Annotated in this window: 19 protein-coding genes, 1 other RNA gene and 2 pseudogenes; 13 read left to right on the forward strand and 9 right to left on the reverse strand. The window is 42.9% G+C overall.

What is annotated here, in order from left to right; translation table 11 throughout:
• Positions 1 to 17 precede the first annotated feature (17 nt).
• On the forward strand, positions 18 to 2,105 hold the full coding sequence (locus tag ACRRS0_RS09740; RefSeq protein WP_432453398.1) for a hypothetical protein: 2,088 nt from the start codon (positions 18 to 20) through the stop codon (positions 2,103 to 2,105).
• Positions 2,106 to 2,159: 54 nt separating this feature from the next.
• Here ACRRS0_RS09740 and ACRRS0_RS09745 read toward each other — a convergent pair whose 3' ends face one another.
• Positions 2,160 to 2,300, reverse strand: a complete 141-nt coding sequence (locus ACRRS0_RS09745) for a hypothetical protein (RefSeq protein ID WP_432453397.1) — start codon at positions 2,298 to 2,300, stop codon at positions 2,160 to 2,162.
• A gap of 456 nt (positions 2,301 to 2,756) precedes the next feature.
• Between ACRRS0_RS09745 and pfkA the strand changes: the two genes are divergently transcribed.
• Positions 2,757 to 3,719, forward strand: coding sequence for a 6-phosphofructokinase (gene pfkA, locus ACRRS0_RS09750; protein WP_432456189.1), 963 nt, complete (start codon positions 2,757 to 2,759; stop codon positions 3,717 to 3,719).
• Positions 3,720 to 3,771: 52 nt separating this feature from the next.
• Here the strand turns inward: pfkA and ACRRS0_RS09755 are convergent, their stop codons facing one another.
• Positions 3,772 to 4,500, reverse strand: a complete 729-nt coding sequence (locus ACRRS0_RS09755) for a DUF547 domain-containing protein (protein ID WP_432453396.1) — start codon at positions 4,498 to 4,500, stop codon at positions 3,772 to 3,774.
• A gap of 122 nt (positions 4,501 to 4,622) precedes the next feature.
• Here ACRRS0_RS09755 and ffs point away from each other — a divergent pair.
• From ffs to ACRRS0_RS09785, 6 genes are all read left to right on the forward strand, one after another.
• Positions 4,623 to 4,719, forward strand: an RNA gene (gene ffs, locus ACRRS0_RS09760) — signal recognition particle sRNA small type.
• A gap of 696 nt (positions 4,720 to 5,415) precedes the next feature.
• Positions 5,416 to 5,904 (forward strand): MarR family winged helix-turn-helix transcriptional regulator, encoded by a 489-nt coding sequence (locus tag ACRRS0_RS09765; RefSeq protein ID WP_432453395.1) that lies wholly within the window; start codon positions 5,416 to 5,418, stop codon positions 5,902 to 5,904.
• Entirely contained in the window at positions 5,901 to 7,346 is a 1,446-nt protein-coding gene (locus tag ACRRS0_RS09770; RefSeq protein ID WP_432453394.1) for an efflux transporter outer membrane subunit, read from the forward strand. The genes ACRRS0_RS09765 and ACRRS0_RS09770 overlap by 4 nt, the downstream gene beginning before the upstream one ends.
• 20 nt (positions 7,347 to 7,366) lie before the next feature.
• Positions 7,367 to 8,560, forward strand: coding sequence for an efflux RND transporter periplasmic adaptor subunit (locus tag ACRRS0_RS09775; RefSeq protein ID WP_432453393.1), 1,194 nt, complete (start codon positions 7,367 to 7,369; stop codon positions 8,558 to 8,560).
• Positions 8,561 to 8,572: 12 nt separating this feature from the next.
• Positions 8,573 to 10,069, forward strand: coding sequence for a DHA2 family efflux MFS transporter permease subunit (locus tag ACRRS0_RS09780; protein ID WP_432453392.1), 1,497 nt, complete (start codon positions 8,573 to 8,575; stop codon positions 10,067 to 10,069).
• Positions 10,070 to 10,345: 276 nt separating this feature from the next.
• Entirely contained in the window at positions 10,346 to 11,125 is a 780-nt protein-coding gene (locus ACRRS0_RS09785) for a phosphotransferase (protein ID WP_432453391.1), read from the forward strand.
• 208 nt (positions 11,126 to 11,333) lie between these two features.
• Here the strand turns inward: ACRRS0_RS09785 and ACRRS0_RS09790 are convergent.
• From ACRRS0_RS09790 to ACRRS0_RS09805, 4 genes and pseudogenes are all read right to left on the reverse strand, one after another.
• A pseudogene (locus ACRRS0_RS09790) lies at positions 11,334 to 12,564 on the reverse strand (ISL3 family transposase).
• A gap of 417 nt (positions 12,565 to 12,981) precedes the next feature.
• Positions 12,982 to 13,446 carry a GNAT family N-acetyltransferase gene (locus tag ACRRS0_RS09795; RefSeq protein WP_432453390.1) on the reverse strand — a complete coding sequence of 155 codons (465 nt, stop codon included), beginning with the start codon at positions 13,444 to 13,446 and terminating at the stop codon, positions 12,982 to 12,984.
• Positions 13,447 to 13,856: 410 nt separating this feature from the next.
• Positions 13,857 to 14,435 (reverse strand): annotated as a pseudogene (locus ACRRS0_RS09800) (transposase); the annotation flags it as partial.
• Between the two features lie 367 nt (positions 14,436 to 14,802).
• Entirely contained in the window at positions 14,803 to 15,795 is a 993-nt protein-coding gene (locus ACRRS0_RS09805) for a transposase (RefSeq protein ID WP_432453389.1), read from the reverse strand.
• A gap of 535 nt (positions 15,796 to 16,330) precedes the next feature.
• Between ACRRS0_RS09805 and ACRRS0_RS09810 the strand changes: the two genes are divergently transcribed.
• On the forward strand, positions 16,331 to 16,960 hold the full coding sequence (locus ACRRS0_RS09810) for a PEP-CTERM sorting domain-containing protein (protein ID WP_432453388.1): 630 nt from the start codon (positions 16,331 to 16,333) through the stop codon (positions 16,958 to 16,960).
• A 242-nt stretch (positions 16,961 to 17,202) separates the two neighbouring features.
• On the opposite strand, the gene ACRRS0_RS09815 is transcribed toward ACRRS0_RS09810, so the two are convergent.
• Complete coding sequence (locus tag ACRRS0_RS09815; RefSeq protein WP_432453387.1) at positions 17,203 to 19,212, reverse strand: TonB-dependent receptor domain-containing protein; 2,010 nt, start codon at positions 19,210 to 19,212, stop codon at positions 17,203 to 17,205.
• Between the two features lie 142 nt (positions 19,213 to 19,354).
• On the reverse strand, positions 19,355 to 20,299 hold the full coding sequence (locus ACRRS0_RS09820; RefSeq protein WP_432453386.1) for a LysR substrate-binding domain-containing protein: 945 nt from the start codon (positions 20,297 to 20,299) through the stop codon (positions 19,355 to 19,357).
• 215 nt (positions 20,300 to 20,514) lie between these two features.
• Here ACRRS0_RS09820 and ACRRS0_RS09825 point away from each other — a divergent pair, with 215 nt between their 5' ends.
• The 4 genes from ACRRS0_RS09825 to ACRRS0_RS09840 are packed head-to-tail and all read left to right on the forward strand — an operon-like array spanning position 20,515 to position 24,172.
• Complete coding sequence (locus ACRRS0_RS09825; RefSeq protein WP_432453385.1) at positions 20,515 to 21,447, forward strand: siderophore ABC transporter substrate-binding protein; 933 nt, start codon at positions 20,515 to 20,517, stop codon at positions 21,445 to 21,447.
• A 34-nt stretch (positions 21,448 to 21,481) separates the two neighbouring features.
• Positions 21,482 to 22,441, forward strand: coding sequence for an ABC transporter permease (locus ACRRS0_RS09830; protein ID WP_432453384.1), 960 nt, complete (start codon positions 21,482 to 21,484; stop codon positions 22,439 to 22,441).
• Positions 22,434 to 23,384 carry an iron chelate uptake ABC transporter family permease subunit gene (locus ACRRS0_RS09835; RefSeq protein WP_432453383.1) on the forward strand — a complete coding sequence of 317 codons (951 nt, stop codon included), beginning with the start codon at positions 22,434 to 22,436 and terminating at the stop codon, positions 23,382 to 23,384. The genes ACRRS0_RS09830 and ACRRS0_RS09835 overlap by 8 nt, the downstream gene beginning before the upstream one ends.
• Before the next feature lie 20 nt (positions 23,385 to 23,404).
• Complete coding sequence (locus ACRRS0_RS09840; RefSeq protein ID WP_432453382.1) at positions 23,405 to 24,172, forward strand: iron ABC transporter ATP-binding protein; 768 nt, start codon at positions 23,405 to 23,407, stop codon at positions 24,170 to 24,172.
• 47 nt (positions 24,173 to 24,219) lie between these two features.
• Here the strand turns inward: ACRRS0_RS09840 and ACRRS0_RS09845 are convergent, their stop codons facing one another.
• Positions 24,220 to 25,437 (reverse strand): multidrug effflux MFS transporter, encoded by a 1,218-nt coding sequence (locus ACRRS0_RS09845; RefSeq protein WP_432453381.1) that lies wholly within the window; start codon positions 25,435 to 25,437, stop codon positions 24,220 to 24,222.
• Positions 25,438 to 25,440 lie beyond the last annotated feature (3 nt).

A 25,440-nucleotide genomic window follows, 5' to 3' on the forward strand; every position in this document is an offset into this window, starting at 1 on the left:
AACGACAAGGAGGCATCATGAAGGATTCTCTGCCTATAGAACATTTGTATTACACGGAAAGTAGCTTAGAAAAGATTTTGAGCAACTTGGATAAGGTGAGACAAAATATCTTTCCCAATTTATCCGAAGAAAAAGACATATTGGAGCAAAGCTTCCCCTCGGTTTGCTTGATTGGCCTCGGCCGATGTGGCTCAAATATCGCGTTGGATGTAGCCACTTTAGTATACAACTCTCGAACGCATTATCTTAAAGAAATTGAGTATCAAGACCAGTTGGCGCAGGAGCGAGAGTTTAAGCCGATGCGCTGGATTAAAAATCATTTACCGATTGATTCTGGTAATGAAGACAATCCTGTTTTCTTGATTGAACCAGTAGTATTAGTCGGAGATTTAGACAAGGATATCGCGGGCCGAATCAAGTATTCCTCACAGTCAGGTCGTCAACAGTTTTTAGACGAATATAAAAAGCTGCAGTTAATGGATTTGTCGGAGGTACACGCGGGTGGTGCCGGTAATGCACCGATCCTAGGGCAATATCTTGCGAAAATCATTTTAAACAAAGACACCGGAAGCTTTAGAAACGAAGATTGGCGGCATATTCATTCTTATTTGGTTGATTCTTGTGGGATAAAAGCTAATCAGTCACGCTTGTATTTTTATATTTTTAGTGCGGGAGGTGGCACAGGCTCAGGCATGGCTTCTGAGTTTGGTTTAGCCCAACAATTTTCCTACCTTAGTAAAACGTTTGATTATCAAGTCAATCCATCAAATCAACCAGACAAGCGCGACTCATTTGTATTTGAGCCTATTTTTACTTCCGGTATCTGTATTTTGCCAAACATCTCAGGTAATAGTATTGAGGTATCCGAAGCCTTACATATTAATGCTGGACGTCTGCTTTGTAAGTATCTATCGGAAGAGTGGGATTTTTCTTATAACGTTGAACGAGAGAGCATCGATACGCCAGACGATGTCATGCGACGGATCCGTCCATGGAACTCAATGATGTTGATTTCTAACGATATTATGCGCTATGTCGAACAGGACGAGAGTGACATTGCTAAAGATATTGATGTCAATACGATGGAGAAACACGCCAACCAATATATCTCTCAGCAGATCTTTAATATTCTAACTGCGCAAGCTGTTACAACCGATTATGATGAAAATTACTTTAGGCGAGCGGGGATTGATATTTCAGAAACCGTTCGTTTAGACGCCAATGATCTATTTATGAGTATGGCGGGTCCCGTGGCCGTTGCCTATGCTGAGAGTGTGGTGAACAAAGCAGTACATGATGATATAGATATTGATGAATTATTCTTTCGGTCTATTGATCTTCCTCATTTCAATCAAGATACGCAAGCCATCGAAGGCATTAGTATTTTGCCGATTGAGTCGCAACGTTATAAGCAGTCATTAAAGAAATATCAAGATAGCCACTACGATGCAGAACAGTTAAATCAATTACACTTCTTCAAGCATTGTTCGTCGGTGATTTCCATTATTTCTCTACCGAAAGACTATAAATTGTCATTCATGGACCTAAATAAATTAAAAGTACATATCAATAAGTTGTTTCCAAATACTACTTTAAAGCGTTATGCCTTGGTGATTGGGGCTTCAGCGAATTTGTCCTTAACGACACTGGTTGCGAAAAGCCCATGCTTGAGTGATGACTTTTTAACCTTGGTTGTCGCTTATATTAAGCGCTGCTTTGCGAAAGATGAGTTCCGTTATAATGACGACATTGATCAAGCTATATTGCGCTTTATTATGGAAGATGAGTTTAAGCCCGAAGAGTTACATGCATTTTTGTGGGAGTTTGAAAATCCGGCTAAAATTCTTGATACGAATTGGTATGCGATTAAGCCTATGTATGAAAAAAAATATCGAGAGCTGATTGGAGACTCAAACAAGTTTGTGTCAATTAACGATATTCGTCTTGGCTTTAAAAATGTGGAGAATGCGGTGAAATATCTACGCGAGATATATCGTCATCGAATTAGTAAGACAAATATTCTTTCCTTGGATACTCAAGCCGATGGCGTGATTCATTTATCGCCAACGTTACATGCAATAGATCCGGTCATTAAAGCTAAGTAAATACAAATACCAGAGGGGGCTGCAAAGCCTCCTTTTTGGTATCTGTGCGCTTGCTTATGCAGAGGTTGTGGTGGCTGCTGTTTGGGACTCGGGCGTAGTATCTTGCTGTTGTTGTTTTAGTAAATTGTAATTCATCACGGCTTTGCGGTTAGTTGCGATGTTTCGTTCAATAATATAGTGAAGTTCAGACTTCATGTGATCTCCTTTTAAAGCATAAAAACTGAAAAATCATTTGTATGACATTCAGTATGTGGGCGCCATGCTACATAAATGTGAATCAAAAATGAACTATTTACTTCGTTTTGTGGTTTAAATTGATGTTTAACTAAATAAATGCGCTGTATGCCTGAATCAATTGGCGATTGCTAATGAGGCTCAGATTAACTTTGGACAAGTATGAGAATTTGTTCCAAAATGTCGGCGTTATCTGATTAGGGTCATAAAAGGTTAACCTTGTGCATGGCACAATGCCGACACAAAAAAGAGTCTCTAATGGCGATGTATATCGCAATAACTCTATTATTTTAAAGATTTTTTGTTCTGATAGATCTGTTTATCACGGTATATCTTTGGTTTAGAAATGATCCTATCGGACATATTTGTTGAATTATTTTTGTAAATTTGGTCAATTCAGCTTTTAGTGAGGGAATGATGGTTAAAAAAATTGGTGTTTTAACTAGTGGTGGTGATGCCCCTGGTATGAATGCAGCCGTACGAGCAGTGGTACGTAGTGCCTTGTCTCAAGGCATTGAAGTTTATGGTATTTATGATGGTTATATGGGCCTGCATGAAGACAATATTAAAAAATTGGATCGCTTCAGTGTTTCCGATGTTATCAACCGTGGTGGTACTTTTCTAGGCTCCGCTCGTTTTCCTGAGTTTAAAGAACTCGCGGTTCGGGAAGTTGCCGTTAAAAACTTAGAAAAACACGGTATTGAAGCTTTAGTTGTCATTGGTGGTGATGGTTCATACATGGGCGCCAAAAAGTTAACTGAAATGGGTTTTCCATGTATTGGTTTGCCAGGTACCATCGATAATGATATTGCAGGGACTGACTATACGATTGGTTTTGATACGGCACTCAATGTTGTGATTGATGCGATTGACCGTATTCGGGATACTTCTTCTTCACATAATCGTATTTCGGTGATCGAGATCATGGGACGTTACTGTGGCGATCTTGCGATGCAGGCGAGTATTGCAGGTGGTGCAGAGTATGTGATTATTCCTGAAAAGGGCTTTAGTCGCGAAGAGTTGCTCAAAAGCTTAAAAGATGGCCAGAAAAAAGGTAAAAAACATGCGATTATTGCCATCACCGAACATATCACTAATGTGAATGAGTTGGCGGCAGGTATTGAAATGGCGACGGGTCGGGAAACTCGAGCGACGATTCTGGGCCATATTCAGCGTGGTGGTACACCAACCGGTCGTGACCGAGTGATGGCCAGTCGTATGGGGGCTTACGCGGTCGACTTGCTACTTGAAGGCGAGGGGGGTCGTTGCATTGGTATTCAAAATAATAAAATGGTCCATCACGATATTATTGATTGTATCGAAAATATGAAACGTCCATTTAATGAAGACTTATACGAACTATCTCGTCGTTTGTTTTAAGCTTTTATTCTAACAAAAACCTGCGGATGCAGGTTTTTTTATGTTTATTGCCTTACTCATAAGCATTGAGTGACCAATCATAATCCAGATAAACAATTGAGGCGGCTTGGAGCTCCCGCGGTTCAGCCTTTAATTCTTTCGAATAATGACTTAAGTAACGTTTTAAGTCAGCACCAAAATCTTCTTTGTACCACTTAAATATCGATGATAACTGTAGTTGGTTATTTGTTGCATGGTAAGTATTTTTGTCACTGTTTAAGAAAGCTCGAAACGCGCGCTCTAGTTGTTGTTGCAGATGCTCCGCACGATAGGCTGTGCTTTGTAAGGGCGGGCAGCTTTTTGCGGCACAAACGACTGCGCTATGGATCCATGGATTATTGTAAACAGGCCTAATCAATTCATGTTCTATATCATCAAGGCTGACCTTTTCCCCAAATAGATCAAAGCGCTTTTTCTTCCAGGGCGATTGAAACCACGATCCTAAGTCTCGAATAGAAGTAATGTTTGGGTAGGCACTTAAGACGAATTGCACTGTATAAGCGTTATAAGCATTAATTAGAAAGGCCAGTTGTTGATCTTGAGTCCAGGCATTAAATTGGACTTGGCTTACCTTCGCAACGGATACCAAGTAACGCTGCAATTTAGCTTGATCAAAATTGCTGTAATCAACTCGACTTTCATGATTAGCAACTGGCCAATGCACATATTCTTGTAGTAATTCATCCCATAGTTGCTGATCAAAGGGCTGGGCAACCGCCATAGGTTGACTAAATAGACTCATAAGGATTAAAACTTGAGCAAACAGACCGATTCTAGGGTGGAAAAGTACTTTTAGCGTTTGCAATAAGGGAAGGCTTAAGCGAGAATAGCCTCGCTTCTTCGGAAGCTCATCTATGGTGGCCCTGTTGGTCCTCCCGCATTGATACTCTGTGAACTCGGCCAGGCCCGGAAGGGAGCAACCGCAGCAGACGACTCGAGTGCCGGGATGTGGCTGATAGGGTTGCCACCCAATCCCATATATTCTATTACATTCCATAAATTTCAATTGAATCAGTCGATTGCTTATATCACTTAGCTTAGTCTTTTTTGCGGCGTAGGCTATATCAATAGCGTTTTGGAGTTTGGGCTGGCCTAATGCCAATCGAACTCATTAATTGTTCATTCTTGTTAACCTAAATCAGCGCTAAATGTATGATGTATATTGTAATTAGAGTCACTAGTTACTGCACTTCATGGCTGGTTATCGGCAGATTTACTCGGCGCAATAAGTTGATCATATAATGAATCAGATTGGTATAAGCTTGCCTCACTAGCACTATTTGAACGTCTATTTATTTGAATAGCGGTCCAAACTTAGTTTTTCTTAGCTTCAATCCGATAGATACGCCTTCGCTAAATGCTTTCTACTTATCATTTAAATTAATGCCTTCATCGAGCTTAAAACTTAGTTTAACACCTGATAAATAACACATTCTATTTTGTGTGAAAGTGATGCTCGTGTTTTATCACTCTCATTCAGATATAGCGCAGCTTCAGCAATCGTGAAGGTTTTTACAGGCATTTTCCCAATGAGTTATAGCCGGTTTTATCCTCAAATGAGATATATCGATTGACATCACATTTTTTGCAATTATCATTGCAGTAACAATAATTGCATAGGCAACTAATGCAGTGGCAATCATTTTGTGAGTGAGTGATGACCGTAACCAAAGAACAAAAAGATTTTATGCTAGATAATATCGGCTTTTTGCTAGGTAAAAGCTGTTACATCAAAGATAGGCTTTTAGACCAACATCTTATCCCCGAGGACATTACGTCTACCCAGGCAAAGGTCTTGTTTCAGATTTATCATTTTCGCCTGAATAGGCCTTCAGAAATAGGAAAATCGCTCAATGTTGATAATAGTGCGATTACTCGAATGTTGGATAGACTTGAAAAAAAATCACTTATAGAACGAGTCCCAGACCCGACGGATCGTCGTTCGCAGATCATCCATTTAACCCCGACAGGGAGTTCGGTGGTCGAACGTTCGCTACCGCTTGCGAAAAGTGCTATCGATGAGTTAACTCAAGCGCTATCGAAGCAAGAAATCGAGCAATTTCGTCATTGTCTGATAAAGATTGTCACTTCTAAAATTCCTGAGAATTGCCAGAAAAAATATTTGAAAGGTACAGACCCTGAATGAGAAAATATACAAAGTTAACGCCAGTGATGGTGACGCTGCTGTTATATGGTTGTGCTGCGCCGAAAAATATCCAGCCCCACAATCAATTGGCCGAAAAATCGATAATTGAGCACAGTGAAGTTCTTAATGCACAGCATTTATCACCTGCACTATGGCCAGCCGAAAATTGGTGGCTACCACTTGATGACCCTCAATTAGAGCGTTTGATTAAAACAGCTTTAAAAAATAGCCCAGATATTCAGTTAGCAAATGCAGCTTTAGTCAATGCGTCGTCGATGGTGATGGCGGCAGACGCTCAATTTGATCCGGTGATTACCGCTGACGCCGGTGTATCAAGAGCGCGTTTATCCCGTTCCCAAGATTATAGTTTGCAGGGGAATCGCTATGGCACTGTTTATAACCTTGGTTTGAATGGCTATTACTCATTTGATTTGTGGGGGGGAGAGCGCGATAGCTGGGAAGCTGCGGTGAATAATCAGCGGGCGGCTGAAGTTGATCATCAGGCCGCGAAAATTACCCTGTCGACAGCGATTGTTCATCGCTATGTTCAACTCTCGAATGCCTACGCTTTGCAAGATTTGGCGCAGAAAGATTTAGATCGTACTGTGGGGATTGTTGATATTACATCACGCCTGTTTAAACACGGTTTAACTTCTGAAGATCGACTCTACACTGCACAAAGCGGTGCTGCGTCGGCTAAGCAAACCCTAAAGAAACGCACACTGGCGGTGAAGCAACTTAAAAATGTCTTAGCGACTTTAGTTGGCCAAGGTCCTGATATTGCTACGAGCATTCATCGTCCAAGCGTCCATATGGATACTCACTTAGCGTTACCGCGCGAGATGCCTGCAAACTTACTTTCTCACCGTCCCGATATTGTGGCTGCGAAGTGGCGGGTCGAAGCCATGAGTAAAGAAATTGATTCTGCAAAAACGCGTTTTTATCCAAATGTGAATCTTAGTGCGACCGCTGGATTTAAAGCCATGCTTGGTGATGCAGTGTTTGAAGATGCGAGTCGTGCTTGGAGCGTGCAACCTGCGATTTCTCTGCCGCTATTCACCACTGGCTTAAAAGCAACATTAATCGAAAAAACAGCGGGTTACGATACTGCTGTCGCGCAGTACAACAAAACCTTGGTGAATGCGCTGGGTGAAGTCAGTGATAGCATTTTGTCCCTCCAGTCTATTCAGACTCAGCTCAAAGATGCTCACGAAAGTATGCACTTGGCAGACAAGAGTTACGTGATCACCGAAAAACGTTACGAAGCTGGGATGGGAAGCCAGCTTGAGGTTCTTATGGCGGAGCAGCAACTTATTCTGGCTGAATCGTCGTTTACATTATTAAAAAATCAGCAGCAAGAACAGCAAGTGCTACTGGTGCGTGCTTTAGGCGGTGGCTTTCGCCAAGAGCAATCAGTTCCCTCTACTCGTGCTGATAACTAGTCGTTATTAAGGTTATAAGAATGCAAGATACACATATTGAAAATGTAGCGTCACCCCAAAAAGGTAAGCGTAAAAAAAGTTTCACTATTTTTGCAGCAGTGCTGTTGCTTGCTGGTGTAGGCGCGAGTTATTACTACACAAATTATGTTGTAGACAATGAAGAAACCGAAGATGCTTATGTGAATGGCAACGTGGTTCAAATCACCCCAGAAATCAGCGGGACTGTGACTAAAATTGTGGCCGACGACGGTGATTATGTTGAAAAAGGCCAAGAATTGGTTCGTCTTGATGATGCCGACGCCGAAGTCGCTTTTGAAAGTTCGATGGCAAACCTAGCACAAACGGTTCGCCAAGTTCGTAGTTTGTTTAACAATGTTGAACAAGCAAAAGCCGTGGTTGATGAGAAGACCATCGCCTTAAATAAAGCTAAAAGTGATTTAAAACGTCGTGCAGATATGGTGAAAGCGGGTGGTCTTTCTCAAGAAGATCTAAGCCATGCCAAAGACATGGTGAATTCAGCCAAGAAAACACTGGCAGTTGCAGAGCAGCAGTTGAAATCCCACCAAGCGATGATCCATAACACCACTGTTGAAACCCATCCCTTGGTCAAAACTGCAATCACTAAAGTGAAACAAGCTTATTTGGCGAAGCAACGTACTCGTTTGGTTGCTCCGGTTTCAGGTTATGTCGCACAGCGCAATGTGCAAGTGGGTCAACGGATTAATCAAAGTTCAACCTTAATGGCTGTGGTTCCATTGGATGAAGTATGGATTGATGCCAACTTCAAAGAGACGCAACTCAATGATATGCGGATTGGTCAGCCAGTGACTCTCACCTCTGATTTGTATGGTGATGAGGTGGAGTTTCACGGGTCGGTTGAGAATTTAGGGATTGGTACTGGTAGTGCCTTTTCTATCCTCCCGGCGCAAAACGCCACTGGTAACTGGATTAAAGTGGTACAGCGCTTACCGGTACGAATTGCCTTAGATAAACGCGAAATTGAAAAATCGCCACTGCGGATCGGTTTATCGATGATGGTACACGTTGATACCAAAGACACCAGTGGTCAGTTATTGGCGCAAAAGAACTCAAAGGCGGTAGCGCGTTACCAAACCGATGTATACGCACAATCGTTGCAAGGCGTTGATGATTTGATCGTTCACATTATTTCTGAAAACGATATTTTGGGCGAGTTATACGTTGCCCAGAAATAGAAAGGTAGTGAAATGAGTGAACAACAGGGGTTTCGACCCGCCAATATGGGCCTGTGTGTATTTGCAATTGCGCTTGGTGTGTTCATGCAAGTACTCGACACTACGATCGCCAACGTATCACTACCGACAATTGCGGGGAATATGGGCGTGAGTCTCAATCAAGGGACTTGGGTCATTACCTCCTTCACCGTGAGTAATGCCATTGGTTTGCCGATTACCGCGTGGTTGAGTCGTAGAGTGGGGGAAGTACAGTTGTATGTTGGTGCGCTAATCGCCTTTAGTGTCACTTCCTTCCTCTGCGGTATTTCGCAAAGTATGGGCGAGCTGGTGTTATTCCGTACTTTGCAAGGTTTTGCCGCTGCACCGCTGTTTCCGATGAGTCAAGTCTTGCTGTTGTCTATCTTTCCCAAAGAAAAACGCAGTATGGCTTTGGCATTGCTGGGGATGGTGGCGGTAGTGGGTCCGATTGTTGGGCCTATCTTAGGTGGGTGGTTAACCTACGACTATAGTTGGCCATGGATCTTCTTAATTAATATTCCTATCGGTATATTTACCGTGATGGTTATTTTGACCCAGCTCAAAGACCGTCCACATAAGCCGGTTAAGTCAAAACTGGATATTATTGGCTTAGCAACCATGGCTTTAGGGGTTGGTGCCTTACAAATTGTACTGGATAAAGGAAATGAGCTGGATTGGTTTGCAAACCCATGGATCATTGGCGGCACCGTATTTGCGGTGATTATGCTGGTATTTATGGTGATTTGGGAGCTCACCGATGAGAATCCAATCATCAACCTGCGCCTTTTTGCCAATCGTAATTTTTGCATTGGTACTATTTTATTGACCTTGGGGTATTCTGGCTTTTTTAGTATTAACTTGATCCTGCCGCAGTGGTTACAAAGTCAAATGGGCTATACCGCTTTATGGGCTGGGTTTGCAGCGGCACCATTGGGCGTGATACCGCTATTTATGACTCCTATTCTGGGACGGTTTGGTAGTCATCTTGATATGCGGAAATTAGCCGCGACATCATTTCTGGTCATTGGGATCAGTTGTTACGCGCGTGCTAAATTCAATATCGAGATTGATTTTGCGAGCATCGCGGCGGTTCAACTGTTTATGGGGATCGGTATTTCGTTGTTCTTTATGCCGATGACAACTATTTTGTTGTCAGATCTTAGTGGGCCCGATGTCTCTGATGCCGCCTCATTGTCGACTTTTATACGCACCATTGGCGCTAGCTTTGCTTCGTCGTTGACCACTTGGATTTGGTCGAGAAATGCTAGCTTACACCATTCGGTTATGACGGAGCATATCTCTCCGTATAATCCTTTGATTGCGCCTTCGCTACAGAGACATTCTGAAACTACCTTAGCCATTTTAAATGGTTCAATTACGACGCAATCATTCATGATGTCGACGATTGACTTGTTTACTATTTTGATGGTGTTATTTATCGCCTTAGTTCCGTTTATTTTCTTGACCAGGAAGGCGGTGAAACATGCTTAAATACTGCTGCTGAGTAAGCTTTCAATCACTCTTTTAAGTGTAGAGCCAGTCAATTGAAATGACTGGCTTTTCTTTTATTTGGGTGTTTTCTGTTTGCAGGTGAGTACTATTTTAACTGTGATTTTTACTTGGTTCTTAATGTTATTCTTCCATCGACAATAACTCTTTTTAGCATAACTTAGTTGTTGATTTATGATTGATGCTACTGAAATCAATATGAAATCGTGATACCACACCTAGTAATCAATGCATCAAATATGAGACAGCAGGAGCCTTATGGAAGAACTTCAAGGTGGTCGAAAAGGCTCGGTTTTTCGTTTAGCAGACAAGGTTTATCGTCCCTGTGGATTTTGGTCGCAATCGATTCATCAATTACTCAGGCACTTAAAACGTGAGCAGTTTTACGGCGCTCCAGAATCATTTGGTTTCGATGAGCAGGGACATGAGATCCTATCTTATATACTTGGTGATGTTTACAACTACCCATTGGTCGGTGCTATCGCAACGAAAGCTGCATTATGTTCTGCAGCCGCTGTTTTACGTCTATATCACGATGCCACCGTTTCATTTGTTCAGTGTGGACAAAGCAATCAATTCAAGTGGTTGCTACCGGCAAGAGAACCACAAGAAGTCATCTGCCACGGTGATTATGCACCGTACAATGTGGCATTAAATGGAAATACAGTGGTTGGTATTTTTGATTTTGATACCGCGCATCCAGCTCCAAGAATTTGGGATGTCGCTTACGCTGTTTATTGCTGGGCACCATTTAAGACTAAACCGAATGATGCCTTGGGGGATTTAAGGCTGCAATCCATTCGTGCAAAGCAATTTTGTGATTCATATGGCTTGCCATATTCCGAGCGTGTCCAGTTAGTTGATGTGATGATATCGAGGATACAAGCCTTGCTTGATTTTATGCACGACCAAGCAGCCAAAGGGAATGAGGCATTTATTGCTAATCTCAAGGATGACCATCATTTGGCTTATATAGCAGACATTGAATATTTAAAGCTGCATCAACAAATAATTACGGACAGTCTAAATGGCGATTAGTTCGGCCAATTGTTGGCGTACAATAAAGTATTGAACAATACATTAAAGTCTGATTATTTTTTGCTGTAAGTGAATAGTTCAGCATTCATGATTTATCTCATTGTTGTCGTATTACTTGTTACGACAAGCCAAAGCTATACTCCTGAAAAACCAGCTTACGCTTAGCTTTTCTTTTTTTATGGGTAAACTACTGTGATGGTATGGCTCTTCACCGTTCTTGGTGGAAAGTCATATCAAGCCCTCCAAAGTGAAATAAAATAGCTCGCTTAAAGCGTTCTTTATTTCTAAAACCCATCGAACGTATTTTTAGGCGCTGAATGTTTCCATTTATCGCTTCTGCCAAGCCATTTGATACCTTATAACGCATCGCATTGATGATGCCCTTTAAGTGCGTTTTCACGGTTTCTGCTGCTGTCATCATCGGCCTGATTTGACTGACCTTTATGAGTGCTAACCAATCATTCCAAGCCGCTTTGGCGTTAGCTGCATGGCCATACCAAATGGCTCTTGCTTGCTCTTTGAATATCCAGCTCAAGGCCAGTATTTTGCATCATCTTGGCCAGCGCATTCACTCTTTCTCTCAATGTCCCATGTAGGTGGCTGTTTCGTTTTAACCATCCATACCGTGTTTGGTGGCACTCTCTTTTTAAATGCTGGGGCAACGCCATGAGTTCGCTTTTTCTCACTTAATTCACCGCTTTAGTGAGCACCTTTGCGATATGAAAATGGTCTATGGCTATCATTTGCTTAGCCCGCTCACCGAAGTAGTCATATGCTGCGTTTATATATGCTCTGCTCATGTCCATCGATATGGAACGTGTAACCATTGTTGACTCAGGGGGCAATGCCTTAAAGCAAGCAGATAGGCTCATGCCTGTTCGACCGTCTTCAACCGATATCACCTGACCATCACGATTGGATAATACCGTGACATAGTCATGGCCTTTCTTAAATGCCGTTTCATCGACCAACAGGTCTTGGTAGTTGATGGTGGTTCTGGCTGTCAGACCGCGTTGAACGGCCCGAGTCATCATCCGGTCAATGGCTCCCCAGCTAAGCCGATAGGTTTTACTCACCGCGTATAAGGAACTGACTTTAAGCATCTCTATAACGCGAGCCTCAAACAGCTCTGTGTAGCGACTGTTACTTGTCGCCCAAGGCTCTTGAAGTGTTTGTACCCCATGCTCTGGGCAATCAGCCCTAGGTACTTCAGCCTCAATGCGCGTTTCAAACTGACAGGTATCTAAATGTCGCCAAACCCGCCGCCGAGTATCGTGTCGACGAACAGCCTTACCGCAAGAGGGGCAAGCCGTTAATGAGCCTCGGTCATAGTCAACGCGTACGGTGATGGTTTGGGTTAACTCATTGAGTTCAACAGATGAAACAGCCCAAGGATGAGTTAATCCAAGAATGGATTGATAAAGCGTCGTGTCTTGCATGGTCGCGAGGTATTCATGAACGTTTACTTATTATCTCGCTCATTAATGTTTGTTGAAAGTGTTTCCACTACATTCGGTGAAGAGCCAATTATATACAGTTAAGTGGATTCCCATCTTTCTGCAAATGCATTACCATCTTTCGCGCATGGTCAAAATGGTGATTCACTGATATGCTGTTGATAAAATTGAATATTAAAGGCTGTGTGAATTTCTGTGCTGCGTGATAGGTGGTAACTTCGCATGCGTGAAAGATGGGAATTTGCATATTAATATACTGTTAGCTATCCAAGTCATGAGGTACAAATAAGTTTGGAATCGGAATTCAATATAAGAGAAGCGACATTAGACGATCGGGCTTGTTCAACATCCGAATAAAGTGTTGGCTGCGTGACACCTATTCTAATTTGTATGGATTTTCTAATCAAGGGCGATTCTCATTTCAAGTAGGCTACTTTCAAAACCTGCTTTTTCGTAAGCTCGAATTGCAGCTTGATTGTCAGCATATACATCTAGATATAAATGATGAACATTTTTAGTTTTACTCCAGCGCTTAAGGGAGTTAAGAATCAACTTATTGATACCTTTGCCTCGATAAGCAGGGGCTACATACATAAAACCAAGATAAGAATGATATTCATGTTCCATATATGGCTTTGACTCTTTAATATCCGCGTATCCTGAACCTACAATATTATTATCCATTTCAGCTACAATAACTTTAGCATTTTCAGACAAAATTAATTCTTTTAAATCATAATATGAAATAGGTTCATCTTTTAAATGTTTATCAAATGAGCGCTCTACAGAAATTATATATTGCTCAAATTCAAGCAGCGTATTCATATCATTTAAATTTGCAGTTCTGATAATAACATCAGTCATATATTACTCCGTGATGGTTAGGAGGATAAACTAACACATAACGTCCACTTCTAGCGACCCCCTGTATCACCAGGGCGGGAGCATACTTTGATGGATTTATAACCCAAAGAAGACTCGTGCCCGATAATCGTCGCTCCATCCCGCTTTCTTCAACTTCACTTTGTGGTGTTAAAGTGGACATCCATGTTAAAGTGGACATCCATATTAAAAACCATAAATACAGTAACAACGTTAGTGAAGTGAACACCACTACAATCATTTAGTTCTGAGGCGATTGTCATGCCGATTAACGGCTAAATTCACAGTAGGTGACTCAGTTTGGTGATTTCTGGGCCAATGTGCGCCTCAGCAAGGTATCACCACCGATACAATACTGATGATTAAGACATAGTTCGAAAGTAAGCTCGCGCTTAAGCGCGGTTTAGCAAACGTTTGCTGCAACTTAAACCGGCCGTTCGTTTATGTCCCATATGCTGATGGTATTCCCTGAGCAAGCTTTCTTGACCGACTGCCCCAGAAAAGTGCCGTTCAAACTCACCGCTTAAAATCAGCCACTGCGCTTCATTTATCCCTAAGCGTTGGATGATGGAACTTTCGCCACTGTCGATGTCACCCCGTTTATCCTCTCTTACCATGCGTCCGGTCATATCAACCAACTCAAGATAGTCTTTCAGCTCAAAGGGTAAGCCTTGGGGCATCGGCTCTCTTGGGTTACCCACAAAGGGAAACAGGTTTGTTGCCTGGGCTTGTTTTAGCTGAGCGGCTTTTGCTCGTCGCTGTACGCTGGTATGGGCCGAGTCCTCTGGTGTACTTGCCATCTTGGCTCTGATGGGGTTTAAGTCTACGTAAGCCATACACGCCATGAGGGCGGCTTCATCCAAAAGCGCTTGGGATTTAAAGCGTCCTTCCCAAAATCGACCGGTACATTGGTCTTCTTGATTGGCGGCTCGCGCAATGTGTTCGTTTAAATGGCGCATAAACCAGCTTAAGTGAAGAGCATGGACATCCATGATAAAAACTACAGGGACAGTAACAGCGTTAGTGAAGTGAACACCACTGCAATTATTTAGTCCTCAGGCTATTGTCATGCCGATTAACGGGTAAGCTTGCCAAAATGGCTCATTTCGTGAAGAGCATGGACATCCATGATAAAAACTACAGGGACAGTAACAGCGTTGGTGAAGTGAACACCACTACAATCATTTAGTTCTGAGGCGATTGTCATGCCGATTAACGGCTAAATTCACCGTAGGTGACTCGGTTTGATAATTTCTGGGCCAATGTGCGTCTCAGCAAGGCAAGGTATCCCCCCATACAAGACTGATGATTGAGGGTGGTTCGAAAGTAAGCTCGCGCTTAAGCGCGGTTTAGCAAACGTTTGCAGCAACTTAAACCGGCCGTTCGTTTATGTCCCATATGCTGATGGTATTCCCTGAGCAAGCTTTCTTGACCGACTGCCCCAGAAAAGTGCCGTTCAAACTCACCGCTTAAAATCAGCCACTGCGCTTCATTTATCCCTAAGCGTTGGATGATGGAACTTTCGCCACTGTCGATGTCACCCCGTTTATCCTCTCTTACCATGCGTCCGGTCATATCAACCAACTCAAGATAGTCTTTCAGCTCAAAGGGTAAGCCTTGGGGCATCGGCTCTCTTGGGTTACCCACAAAGGGAAACAGGTTTGTTGCCTGGGCTTGTTTTAGCTGAGCGGCTTTTGCTCGTCGTTGTACGCTGGTATGAGCAGAGCCCTCTGGTGTACTTGCCATCTTGGCTCTGATGGGGTTTAAGTCTACGTAAGCCATACACGCCATGAGGGCGGCTTCATCCAAAAGCGCTTGGGATTTAAAGCGTCCTTCCCAAAATCGACCGGTACATTGGTCTTCTTGATTGACGGCTCGCGCAATGTGTTCGTTTAAATGGCGCATAAACCAGCTTAAGTCATACAGGCGAGTCCGATACACTTCGGCGGTGGCGCGAATGGCTTGTAGTTGCACCTCACTCAACTGCGGACGTAACTCAAGGTTGAGATACATCTGAGTCAGTAAGGTGCCCTGATGCAAGCTATGCCAGCGTTCTAAGACTTCATCCATTGACCAGGCTTCTGCTTGTTGCGGATTAACATGTAGCACGAGGTGGGTATGATTACTCATGACAGCATAAGCACAAACATCAATGGCGAACACCGACGCCAATTTGAGTAGATAATCCTCGACCCACTGGCGGCGGTGCTCATAGCTTTTACCACTTACCTTGTCTTCGCCACACAGAAACGCCCGTCGAACACAACGGGAAACACAATGATAGTAGAGTGTATCCGATAAGCTCACCTGCGAGCGTCTTGACCGAGGCATAATAATAACTCCCCAAATAAATCACTATTGATAGTTTAGACTATAATAAAGGCGTTTCGTTAGTTGGGGTGGGTGTCTTCTTTGACGTTTTTCGCCATTTGGTTAGTTGGGATGGGTGTCTACTTTGACGCTACTATTGACAGTTTAGACTGTAATAAGCATTTCGTTAGTTGGGGTGGGTGTCTACTATGACGTTTTTCGCCATTTGGTTAGTTGGGATGGGTGTCTACTTTGACGCTAATCTAATAGTAACAACTCTCGGAGAGTTAAGGCATTTTTTGTAAATATTATGACGTAGCTCAATAAGCATTTGGTGTAGAATTTGAATTTCGCGCATCCCGACTGCCTCCGTGTAGGGTTTGATAGAAAAGGTTTTTGGCGAAATTAATGAGATCAAACAACGGGGGGCGCGTCTACTTATATGAATTTCCTAGGGATTATGAGGGGATTCGCTAGCTACGGTGATGAGCACCGTTTGGCTTATTACTTTATAGTTTACTTAAAACTGCAACTTAACCAATCATTAAAGGAAAATATGAAAATATCAATGTTAAAAAATATACTATGCATGCCTATCTTACTTTTGATTCTTATGTCAGTATCATCCGCAAACGCAACTATTATTGAAACTTTTACTAGTGAATCTCATTTTACATCACAGCTAGTTGATTACGATCTTTACAATTTTGACGATTTTCAAGTGAACACCTTAATAAGCACTGAAGTCGAAGGAATTACATTTGCTAATGCAATAGTATATCCAGGTTGCTGTGGAGGAACGTCTAAGTCTGGAGCTAATGTATTGCTAAACAAAGATTTTGTTAATCCAATACAGATTAATTTCGATAGCCTTGTTTTTTCTATTGGCCTTTCAAATACCAGTTTAGCCGATGCAGAGCAATTATCTATTTATGACTCTAATGATTTATTATTGGAGTCTATATATTTAAGAAGTGGTGTCGTTAACTTTGGAGGATTTATTTCAAATGTTGGAATATCAAGAGTGGAAATTAAACCAGCTGCACCTACTAATGGAACAATATATATTGATGATTTAATTGTTGGGCATTCAGGAACAACAAGCGTTCCTGAACCACCTACAATTATATTATTTATGTTGCTTTTGATTTTTATTTTTACCTTTCGTAAATTGAAAGCTAAATAAAAATAGATATCTCATTGAAGATAGAAGATAACAAGACATCCATCTTAACTAGCGAAATGTTAGTCAATATCTAAAATTGTCATTGCGTTTCCCGCTGCGTTCGTTGGACTTTTTTGTGTGGCGAAGACTAACATGCTGGTAAACGCTATGGTAATTCATCCGCGGTGATGACCTTGATTGATGACATTCAATAGGCGCTTCGCCTCTTTTAAGTAGGGCGAAGCCGCTTATTAAACTTTCTCCTAGAAATTAGCAGACATACCAACATAATAAGTGCGTGGCGATTCCACATGACCTAAGGCAATAATATCGTCGCTTAGCTTTTGGTTACTTAGGTTGTCGATCCCTGCGCGAAACTTAAAGCTGTCGTTTAGCTGATAATTTAAGCCGATGTTGATGAGGGTATAAGGTGCTTGGATTAGTTCTTCCCCATTGTCATTTTGTTCGATTATTTTTCGACCGCGATAGTTGGCACTGGTGAATGCTGATAAGTGCTCGCTTGGCTTCCAGTTGAGTTGCAACAGTGAAGAATGCTTATAGCGATTGGTGAGCTGTTGATTGGTAGTCGCATCGCGAGCATCGGTAAAGCTATAGTTTGCTTTAATACTCAACTGTGCTGAAAGCTCAACACTGCTTTCGAGTTCTAAGCCTTGAAATAGGGCTTGCTCTACATTTTCATAGTATTCATAGGGTCTATCGTATTGGCCATCATCGATTTGAGTACCACTACGTTGGATCAGGTTATCGACTTCATTTCTAAATATTGTGGCGGCGAGTGACCACGAGTGCTGATGATATAAAGCCGAGAGTTCGTAGTTGACACTGGTTTCTGGCTGGAGATCTGGGGTACCAACCACATAACAATGGCCGCCACAGCTAGAGAGCGTAAAATCTGGATTCAGCTGTACCATGGTTGGTGCCTTAAAGGCTTTGCCCACACCGCCTTTAATCACTAGATTTGGATTAACTTGGTTAACCAAATAGGCGCGAGGGCTTAGCTCGGTCCCAAAGTCTTGGTGATGGTCGACACGAGCACCTAGCGTGGCGGTCCAGTCTCTCGCAAAGGCCCATTCATCTTGCACAAATAGCGCTTGCTGCTGAACACTAGTTTGTTTGCTATTCGGTAAGTTATTGGGGTCGTCAAGGGAACTATAACGGGCATCACCACCAAAGGTTAAGCTGTGGGTAGCCAGATAAGTGGTGGCTGAAGATTCGAAAATATGATTGGTTTCTAGCGCGTCTTCGCTAGTGGCTTGGCCTTCAACTTTGACTTGTTCGTGAGAATAGCGCGTTTGGCTATCTCCCCAGCGCCAAAAACCGCTGTGAGTCAGTGCTTGACTATGGCGTATTACTTTCTGTTCACTGGCGGTAATCGACGGTTGGCCGCCTTTATTCCCTTCGATTAGGGAGTCTCGAAAGTCATCGCTATAGCTGAGATCCAAATCGATAATTTGCTGATCGTTAAGATACCAAGACAGCGCTCCTTGCATACTTAGAGTATCGCGTTTCTCGATAGCGGTTACATCGGCTCGGTCGTAGGAGCCGTTGCTGGTATTGCCAGTGCCTGTGTAGGGGTTCCAAGAATTTCGATAGCTTTCGTTGAGCGCAAAGCGAGCATATAGCTTGTCGTTGATTAATGCGCCGCCAGTATTTAAGCCAAGTAAGTATTGCTCGCCACCGTTGCCATCGGCTGGGCTTGATAAATTGCCGTTGAGGGTAGATTGCCAAGCATTTTGTGGTGTTTTGGTGATGATATTAATGGTACCGCCCATCCCATCCGAGCCATAGAGCGCCGACATTGGCCCGCGAATAATTTCGATGCGTTCGATGCTGTCGACCGGAATTGTGGAAAGGTCGAAGTCATTTCCTCGCACAATCGCACTGCTAGAGCTCATTCGTCGACCATTCACTAGTACTAATGTATATTTAGCATCCATACCACGAATACTGACTTGCTCACGCCCAGCTCGGCCACTTTCTTTGATGGATTCTACGCCCACCGCTTCTTTAACTATATCTGCCAAGTTGATGTTGGGTTTACTTTGAATTTGTTCGGCGCTAATCACTGAAATAGAGGCAGGGGCTTTTGCCACGCTCGCTTGGGTACGCGATGCCGTGATAACTATCTGTTCAAATTTCTCAGTGGTTTGCTCGCCCTCGTTGGCCAATATGCTGGGGCTACTAAGTGTTGTAAGTGCAGCGACGAAGTAAGTCGGAGCAGTGCGTAAGCGAGCGTTTCCTGACAATGTCATTGGTATATCCATAATGCTAATGAGAATAATTTGCGCTAAAGTCGGTGAATTTCCCGATGAAGTCAACGCGAGTGCCATTGTAAATTTGTATGGTAACTATTCATCTATTGCATACTGGCTCTGATAAGACTAAGCAAAACGTTTAGTTGAGCGGCTTGTCAGCTTTGTTATTGTAAAGTGCTTTAAACTGTTCCCTTACCCAACAACACATTGCGTCGTTATGATGGCGCTTATGCCAGTACAAATAGATGATTGGGTTATTGATTTTTAGTGCTTTTAGGTTTGAGCGGGCCACCAAATTTCGCCCTTGGCAAATGCTGTCGGCAAAGTGGGCAGGCAGCTGGAAAATAATATCACTCACCTCGGCTAGGCAGGCGGCTGCGTTAAAGTTGGTCAGTGTCAGCGGAACTCGAAGCTGTTGCTGCTTTGTTAGTAAGCCGTTATTTCGGAGTTGTTGTTCTAAGGTAAAGCGTTTATCACCTTGAATGGAAATTGCCCCAAAATTGCACTCAAGTAGGTTGTCCAAGTTGATCACTTGCTTGGCTAAGGGGTGATCCTGATTCATCACCAATTTAAATTCCAATTGAGCGATGGGCATGCGATAGAGCTCTTGTTGGCTAGAACTAGGTGTAAATGCAGAGAGTACAAAGTGGGTGCCACCATTTTCCAGGGGACTAAAATGATCTTGCGGGATAGTGTCAACGTCTAGCGTCATATTGGGGGCTTGTTGACGCAGCAGTTTAAAAAAGGGCGGTAGTAGATAGTTGATATCTGGCAGTAGACCGAACATTTTGATGGTTTTTCTACTGTTGGCTGGCTCAAATTGTTGGCCGTCAAACAGGGTTTCCATCTCCGCAATCAGACGCTCTAAATCCTTGAGTAAAACTTTAGCACGATTAGTTAAATCGTAACCTTGATTGGTTCTGACCAGTAGCTCATCTTTAAAAATGACTCTGAGCTTTTGTAGTGCGCGACTCACCGAGGGTTGACTGATGTTGAGAGACCGAGCGGTTTTGGAGACATGCTTTTGATTTAACAGTTGCTGCAATATCAGCAGTAGGTTGAGATCGATACTTCGTAAATTCATAAGATGGATAGCTACTATTAACAATATTCAGTTGACGGATGAAGTCTATTTGTTACTGTTGATGCCAACAAGAATGATTTGCATTTAAATTTAACTTTAAGTTGATCTAGCGCGTGGCTTTGCGATTATTTTTTAGTTTAACTATTTGGATGCTTTATTTTGAACGTGTAATCACGTTGCATATTTTTTGATCTTATAGAGAGTTTGAGTTGAACATGTCTGTCAAAAATCGGTTGTTAGTTTGGGGTAAAGCAGTGCTGGTTACTGCGCTATGTTTGGTGTCTGGCGCAGTATTGGCAGAAAGTCTCACGGTACGTCACCACATGGGGGAACTAAGCCTTGAGAGTTCACCTAAAAGAGTGGTGGTTTTGGGGCATGCCAGCTTAGATTTGGTGGATGCGCTAGGAATTAAGCCCGTGGGTGTTGTTAAAAGCTTGTTACCCGATTACCTAAAGCAATATCAAACCGAGCAATATGGTAGCGCAGGAAGTAACACCGAGGCAGATTTTGAAGCGATATATTCGCTTAAGCCAGACCTGATTATTGCAGAAGCGCGAATGATGAAGGTTTATCAAGAGCTCTCAGCGATTGCACCCACCTATATGTTTTATGTGGAGCCCGGCCACTATTGGCGAGACACCCAAACTAACTGGCGTAATTTAGCCAAGTTGTTCGGTAAGTCAGCTGAAGCAGAAACTTTAATTCAAGGTTTCTCTCAACAATTCACCGCGCAACATCACTTGAGTGAGCAACAACAATTAACAGCGCTCACGGTGATGAATAATGGAAACAATTTAGCCAGTTTCGGAGATAACAGTCGTTTTTCTTTGGTATATCAAGAATTGGGTTTTTTGTCTTCGTTAGCTAAAAATGTTGAATCGACAGTGGGTCCTCACGGAAATCTCATTTCTTTCGAATATATTGCCGATGCAGCGCCCGATGTTTTATTGGTACTAGACCGCGAACAAGCAATAGGACGCAGCTCTGGACGTGCTAAATCACTATTTAATAATCCGTTGGTGGCGAGTACGCCTGCCGCCAAACATCAGCGGATTGTGTTTGTTGATCCCGCAGCTTGGTATTTAAGCGCCGGAGGGCCAAGGGCTACTCAAATCATGTTGGATGATGTTCATAAGGCATTCAATTAATTTAAGGTAGTCCCCTGTCTGGGCAATTTTTACTATGAAAATAAATCGCGTATTGTGCGCACTGCTTGCTTTGTTTAGCTTAGCAAGCTGTTCGCTATTTGTCGGGGTGGCGAGCATTAGCCCGCAAGCCTTATTGCAAGGTGATCACCAAGCTTGGCTTATCTTTATAACAAGCCGCATCCCAAGACTATTGGCCGTTTGTTTGGCGGGCGCTGGTTTAAGCATCGCTGGTTTAATCATGCAGCAAATCGTACAAAATCGTTTTGCTGCACCATCGACCACCGGAACCATCGATTGCGCGATGTTGGGTTATGTGTTGAGCATTATGCTGTTTAGTGATGCGAACAGTTTAGTTCAGCTTGGGGTGATCCTATTATTCTCGCTGCTGGGCACTTTAATCTTTGTACGTTTCCTGCAGCGCTTAAAGTTCAAGAATACGGTGCTGGTTCCGCTCATTGGGATTATGTATGGCAATGTTATTTCTTCGTTAAGCACCTTCATCGCTTATAAATACGATTTAATGCAAACCTTGTCTTCATGGACCGTTGCAAACTTCGCTTCGGTGCTACAGGGGAATTACGAAATTCTCTACTTAGCTTTACCTGTATCACTAGTCGCCTACTATTACGCAAGTCAATTTAGTGCCGCTAGCATTGGTGAAAGCTTCGCTAAAAATATAGGTTTGGATTACCAGAAAATCATCTTGATAGGCGTCATGATTGTTGCATTGTTGGCATCGTCGGTGGTGATGATTGTTGGTGTTATTCCATTTTTAGGTCTAATTGTTCCCAATTTGGTCTCGCTATTCATGGGCGATAATATGAAGCGAAATTTACCTTGGACGGCTTTTTGGGGAGTGGTTTTAGTTCTAATTTGTGATGTACTTGGCCGAGTCATATTGTTTCCCTATGAAGTTCCTATTTCAATGATTATTAGCATTTTGGGTGGGATAACTTTTATTGGATTAGTGTTAAAGGATAAGTCCAATGGCTAATTCGATGAAGGTGACATTACTGGCGATAGCGGCCGCGATTATTATTACATATTTTTTGTCAAAGGGATTAACCCTCGATAATTATCAATTCTTTTTGTCACGGCGGATCCCTAAAGTACTGGCAATGATGCTGGCTGCAGCCGCGATTGGAGCCTCTTCGTTGGCTTTTCAAACCATTACTCATAATAGAATTTTAACGCCTTCTATCCTAGGCTTTGACTCCCTTTACGTGCTGATACAAGTGCTGATTTTACTGCTATTTGGCAGTGCCAGCAGCTTGATGCTGAATAGCAAACTTAACTTTTTAATTGCGACCTTGAGCATGGTGGTTTTAGCCATGGGCCTGTTTACACTTTATTTTCGGCGTAAAAGCAACGATGTGTTTACTTTATTGCTAATTGGCATTGTGTGTAGCAGCTTATTTAGCAGTATGACTAACTTTTTTACGCTGGTGGTTGATCCGAGTGAATTTTCGCTCATTCAGGGGTCGATGTTCGCCAGCTTTAATAATGTGAACGGTGAGTTGGTCTATTGGTGTATCGCTCCCTTACTTTTGGCGCTTAGCTACTTGTATCGACTGTCTGGTCAATTGGATGTATTGCTCTTGGGCGCAGATAACGCCAAAAGCTTAGGGATTGATACACAACGGCTTACCATGAAAGTGATGTTTGTGGTCACAATATTAGTTTCAATCTCTACCGCACTGGTGGGACCGATCTTGTTTTTTGGATTGATTGTGGTGAGTTTGACACATCAATTATTTACGACTTTCAACCATCGTTTCCTGCTGATCGCCTGCTCGTTGTTAGCAACCGTATTGTTGGTTGGTGGACAGTGGTTGGTGGAAAACCTCCTGAGTTTTGAAACCACCCTCAGTGTGATCATTAATTTTATCGGTGGCAGCTACTTTTTGCTGTTGCTGATGCGTAACAAATTTAACTAACGGCTCTCAAGACTAGTCCTATGATAAAACTAACCAGCTTGTCAAAAATCTACAGTAATCACTATGTGGTAAACAACGCCAGTGCACTATTTCCCTTGGGGGAAGTGAGTGCAATCATCGGCCCCAATGGCGCGGGTAAAAGTACTTTGTTGTCGATGGCTAGTCGCTTAACGGACTGTGATGCAGGGGAGGTGCTCATTGCTGGTAAAGAACTGGCGCAGTGGGATAGTGAAGCGCTGGCAAAGCGTTTAGCAGTCTTAAGGCAAGCCAACAATATTCATATGCGTTTTACCGTGCGAGAGTTAGTGGCTTTTGGCCGTTTTCCTCACTCGAAGGGGCGGTTAAACCAGCAAGATCAGCAAATTATTGATCAAGCTTTAGAACATTTAGATATCGAGCATATTCAACAGAGTTATTTAGATCAGCTTAGTGGCGGTCAGCGACAAATGGCTTTTATTGCTATGGTGGTGGCACAAGATACCGATTACATTTTTTTAGATGAACCCCTAAATAATCTGGATATTAAACATTCGGTCGAGATCATGAGTACCCTGCGTCGCTTGGCTCATCAGATGAATAAGGCGGTGGTGATTGTGATCCACGATATTAACTTCGCCTCTTGTTATGCCGATAACATCGTCGCAATGAAAAAGGGCGAGGTGATTAAAAGTGGACCGGTGGCGGAAGTCATCGATGAACAAGTGCTCTCTCAAATTTATGAGATTCCCTTTAAGATCCGGGAAATCGATGGTGAGCGGATCTGCATGTATTATGGAACGGCTATTTAATCGCTTAAGGCACTGTAATAAAAAGAGTTTAACTCGTATTCCACTCGTTAAACTGAACTCGATAATACCGTTGCCTCGGACTTTGATTTTGGAGGCGAGGCCTTAAAGCCGTAATAAATATTAAAGCTGCTTAGTAAGGCAAATAGTCCGATAACTAATCCTAAATGCCAGGCGTAATGCATGCCCATTTTGAGCAATAGCATACTCGCCAGGGCGGCAAACAGCATCTGGCAGCCACCGGCTAAAGCGGCGACAGTACCAGCCTTATCTTTAAAAGGTAATAGTAATAATGTCATGGCGCAGGGCAGGGCAATTCCATTGCCAAGAGCCATTAAAAATTGGCCGCTCATCATCGCCAGCGGTGTTAATGGAGCCATAATCAACCAGATTGCAGCGCAAAGATGAACCACTGGTGAGCAGAACAACATTGCTTTGGTTCCTATTTTTGGCCGAACTCGATTACAAATGAGGCTGCCAGTGAGTAGACCACTGGCCGGTATTAAGGCCCATAAAGCGTATTCTTCCGAAGTCATCCCAATCTGGACTTGCATGATGAAAGGCATCAGTGATACCGAGATCACCACCAAACTGAAGTTAAGCCAATTAATTGCCGCAAAACTGACAAAGTAGCGCGAACGAAACAGTTCAACATAGTCACACACTATTTTTTGTGGCTTAGCCAAAGCAGACTTGGTTTGTAGGGTCTCTGTGAATAAGAAATACAGCAAAACCCAAACTAGCGAAATGTAGCAAAGCAAGCAGATAAACACGCTAAGCCAGCCTAAATTATGATTGATAAACCCACCAATGACAGGCGCGACAATTGGCGTGAATGAGGCGACAACGGTAATCCACGATAGCGCGTTAGGAAGCTCATCCTTAGAATAACTATCTCTTAGCGAGGCTCGTCCTAAAACGGCGCAGCAACCTGCCCCCAAGCCTTGGATAAAGCGGCCTAGCACCAGTAGTTCGAAGTGTTGGCTACCGACCACCGCTACACTTAAACCAAGCAAGGCAAGTAACAGTCCAAATAACAACACCTTACGTCTACCAATTGCATCTGATACCGGGCCATAAATAAATTGTGATGGACCAAAGCCTAGTAGATAAATGGCTATCAGTTGTTGTGCTTCATCGACGCTAATCGAAAAATCTTTGGCTATCCAAGGCAGCGAAGGAAAAACTAAACCCATGCTGAGTTGACCAATGCTTACGACTAAGCTGGCCAACAGAACGGGTTTCCAGTTAAATGAGCGGTTTGTCATCGC

Source organism: Agarivorans sp. QJM3NY_29 (genome assembly GCF_050870835.2).
In the GTDB taxonomy this organism is placed as follows: domain Bacteria; phylum Pseudomonadota; class Gammaproteobacteria; order Enterobacterales; family Celerinatantimonadaceae; genus Agarivorans.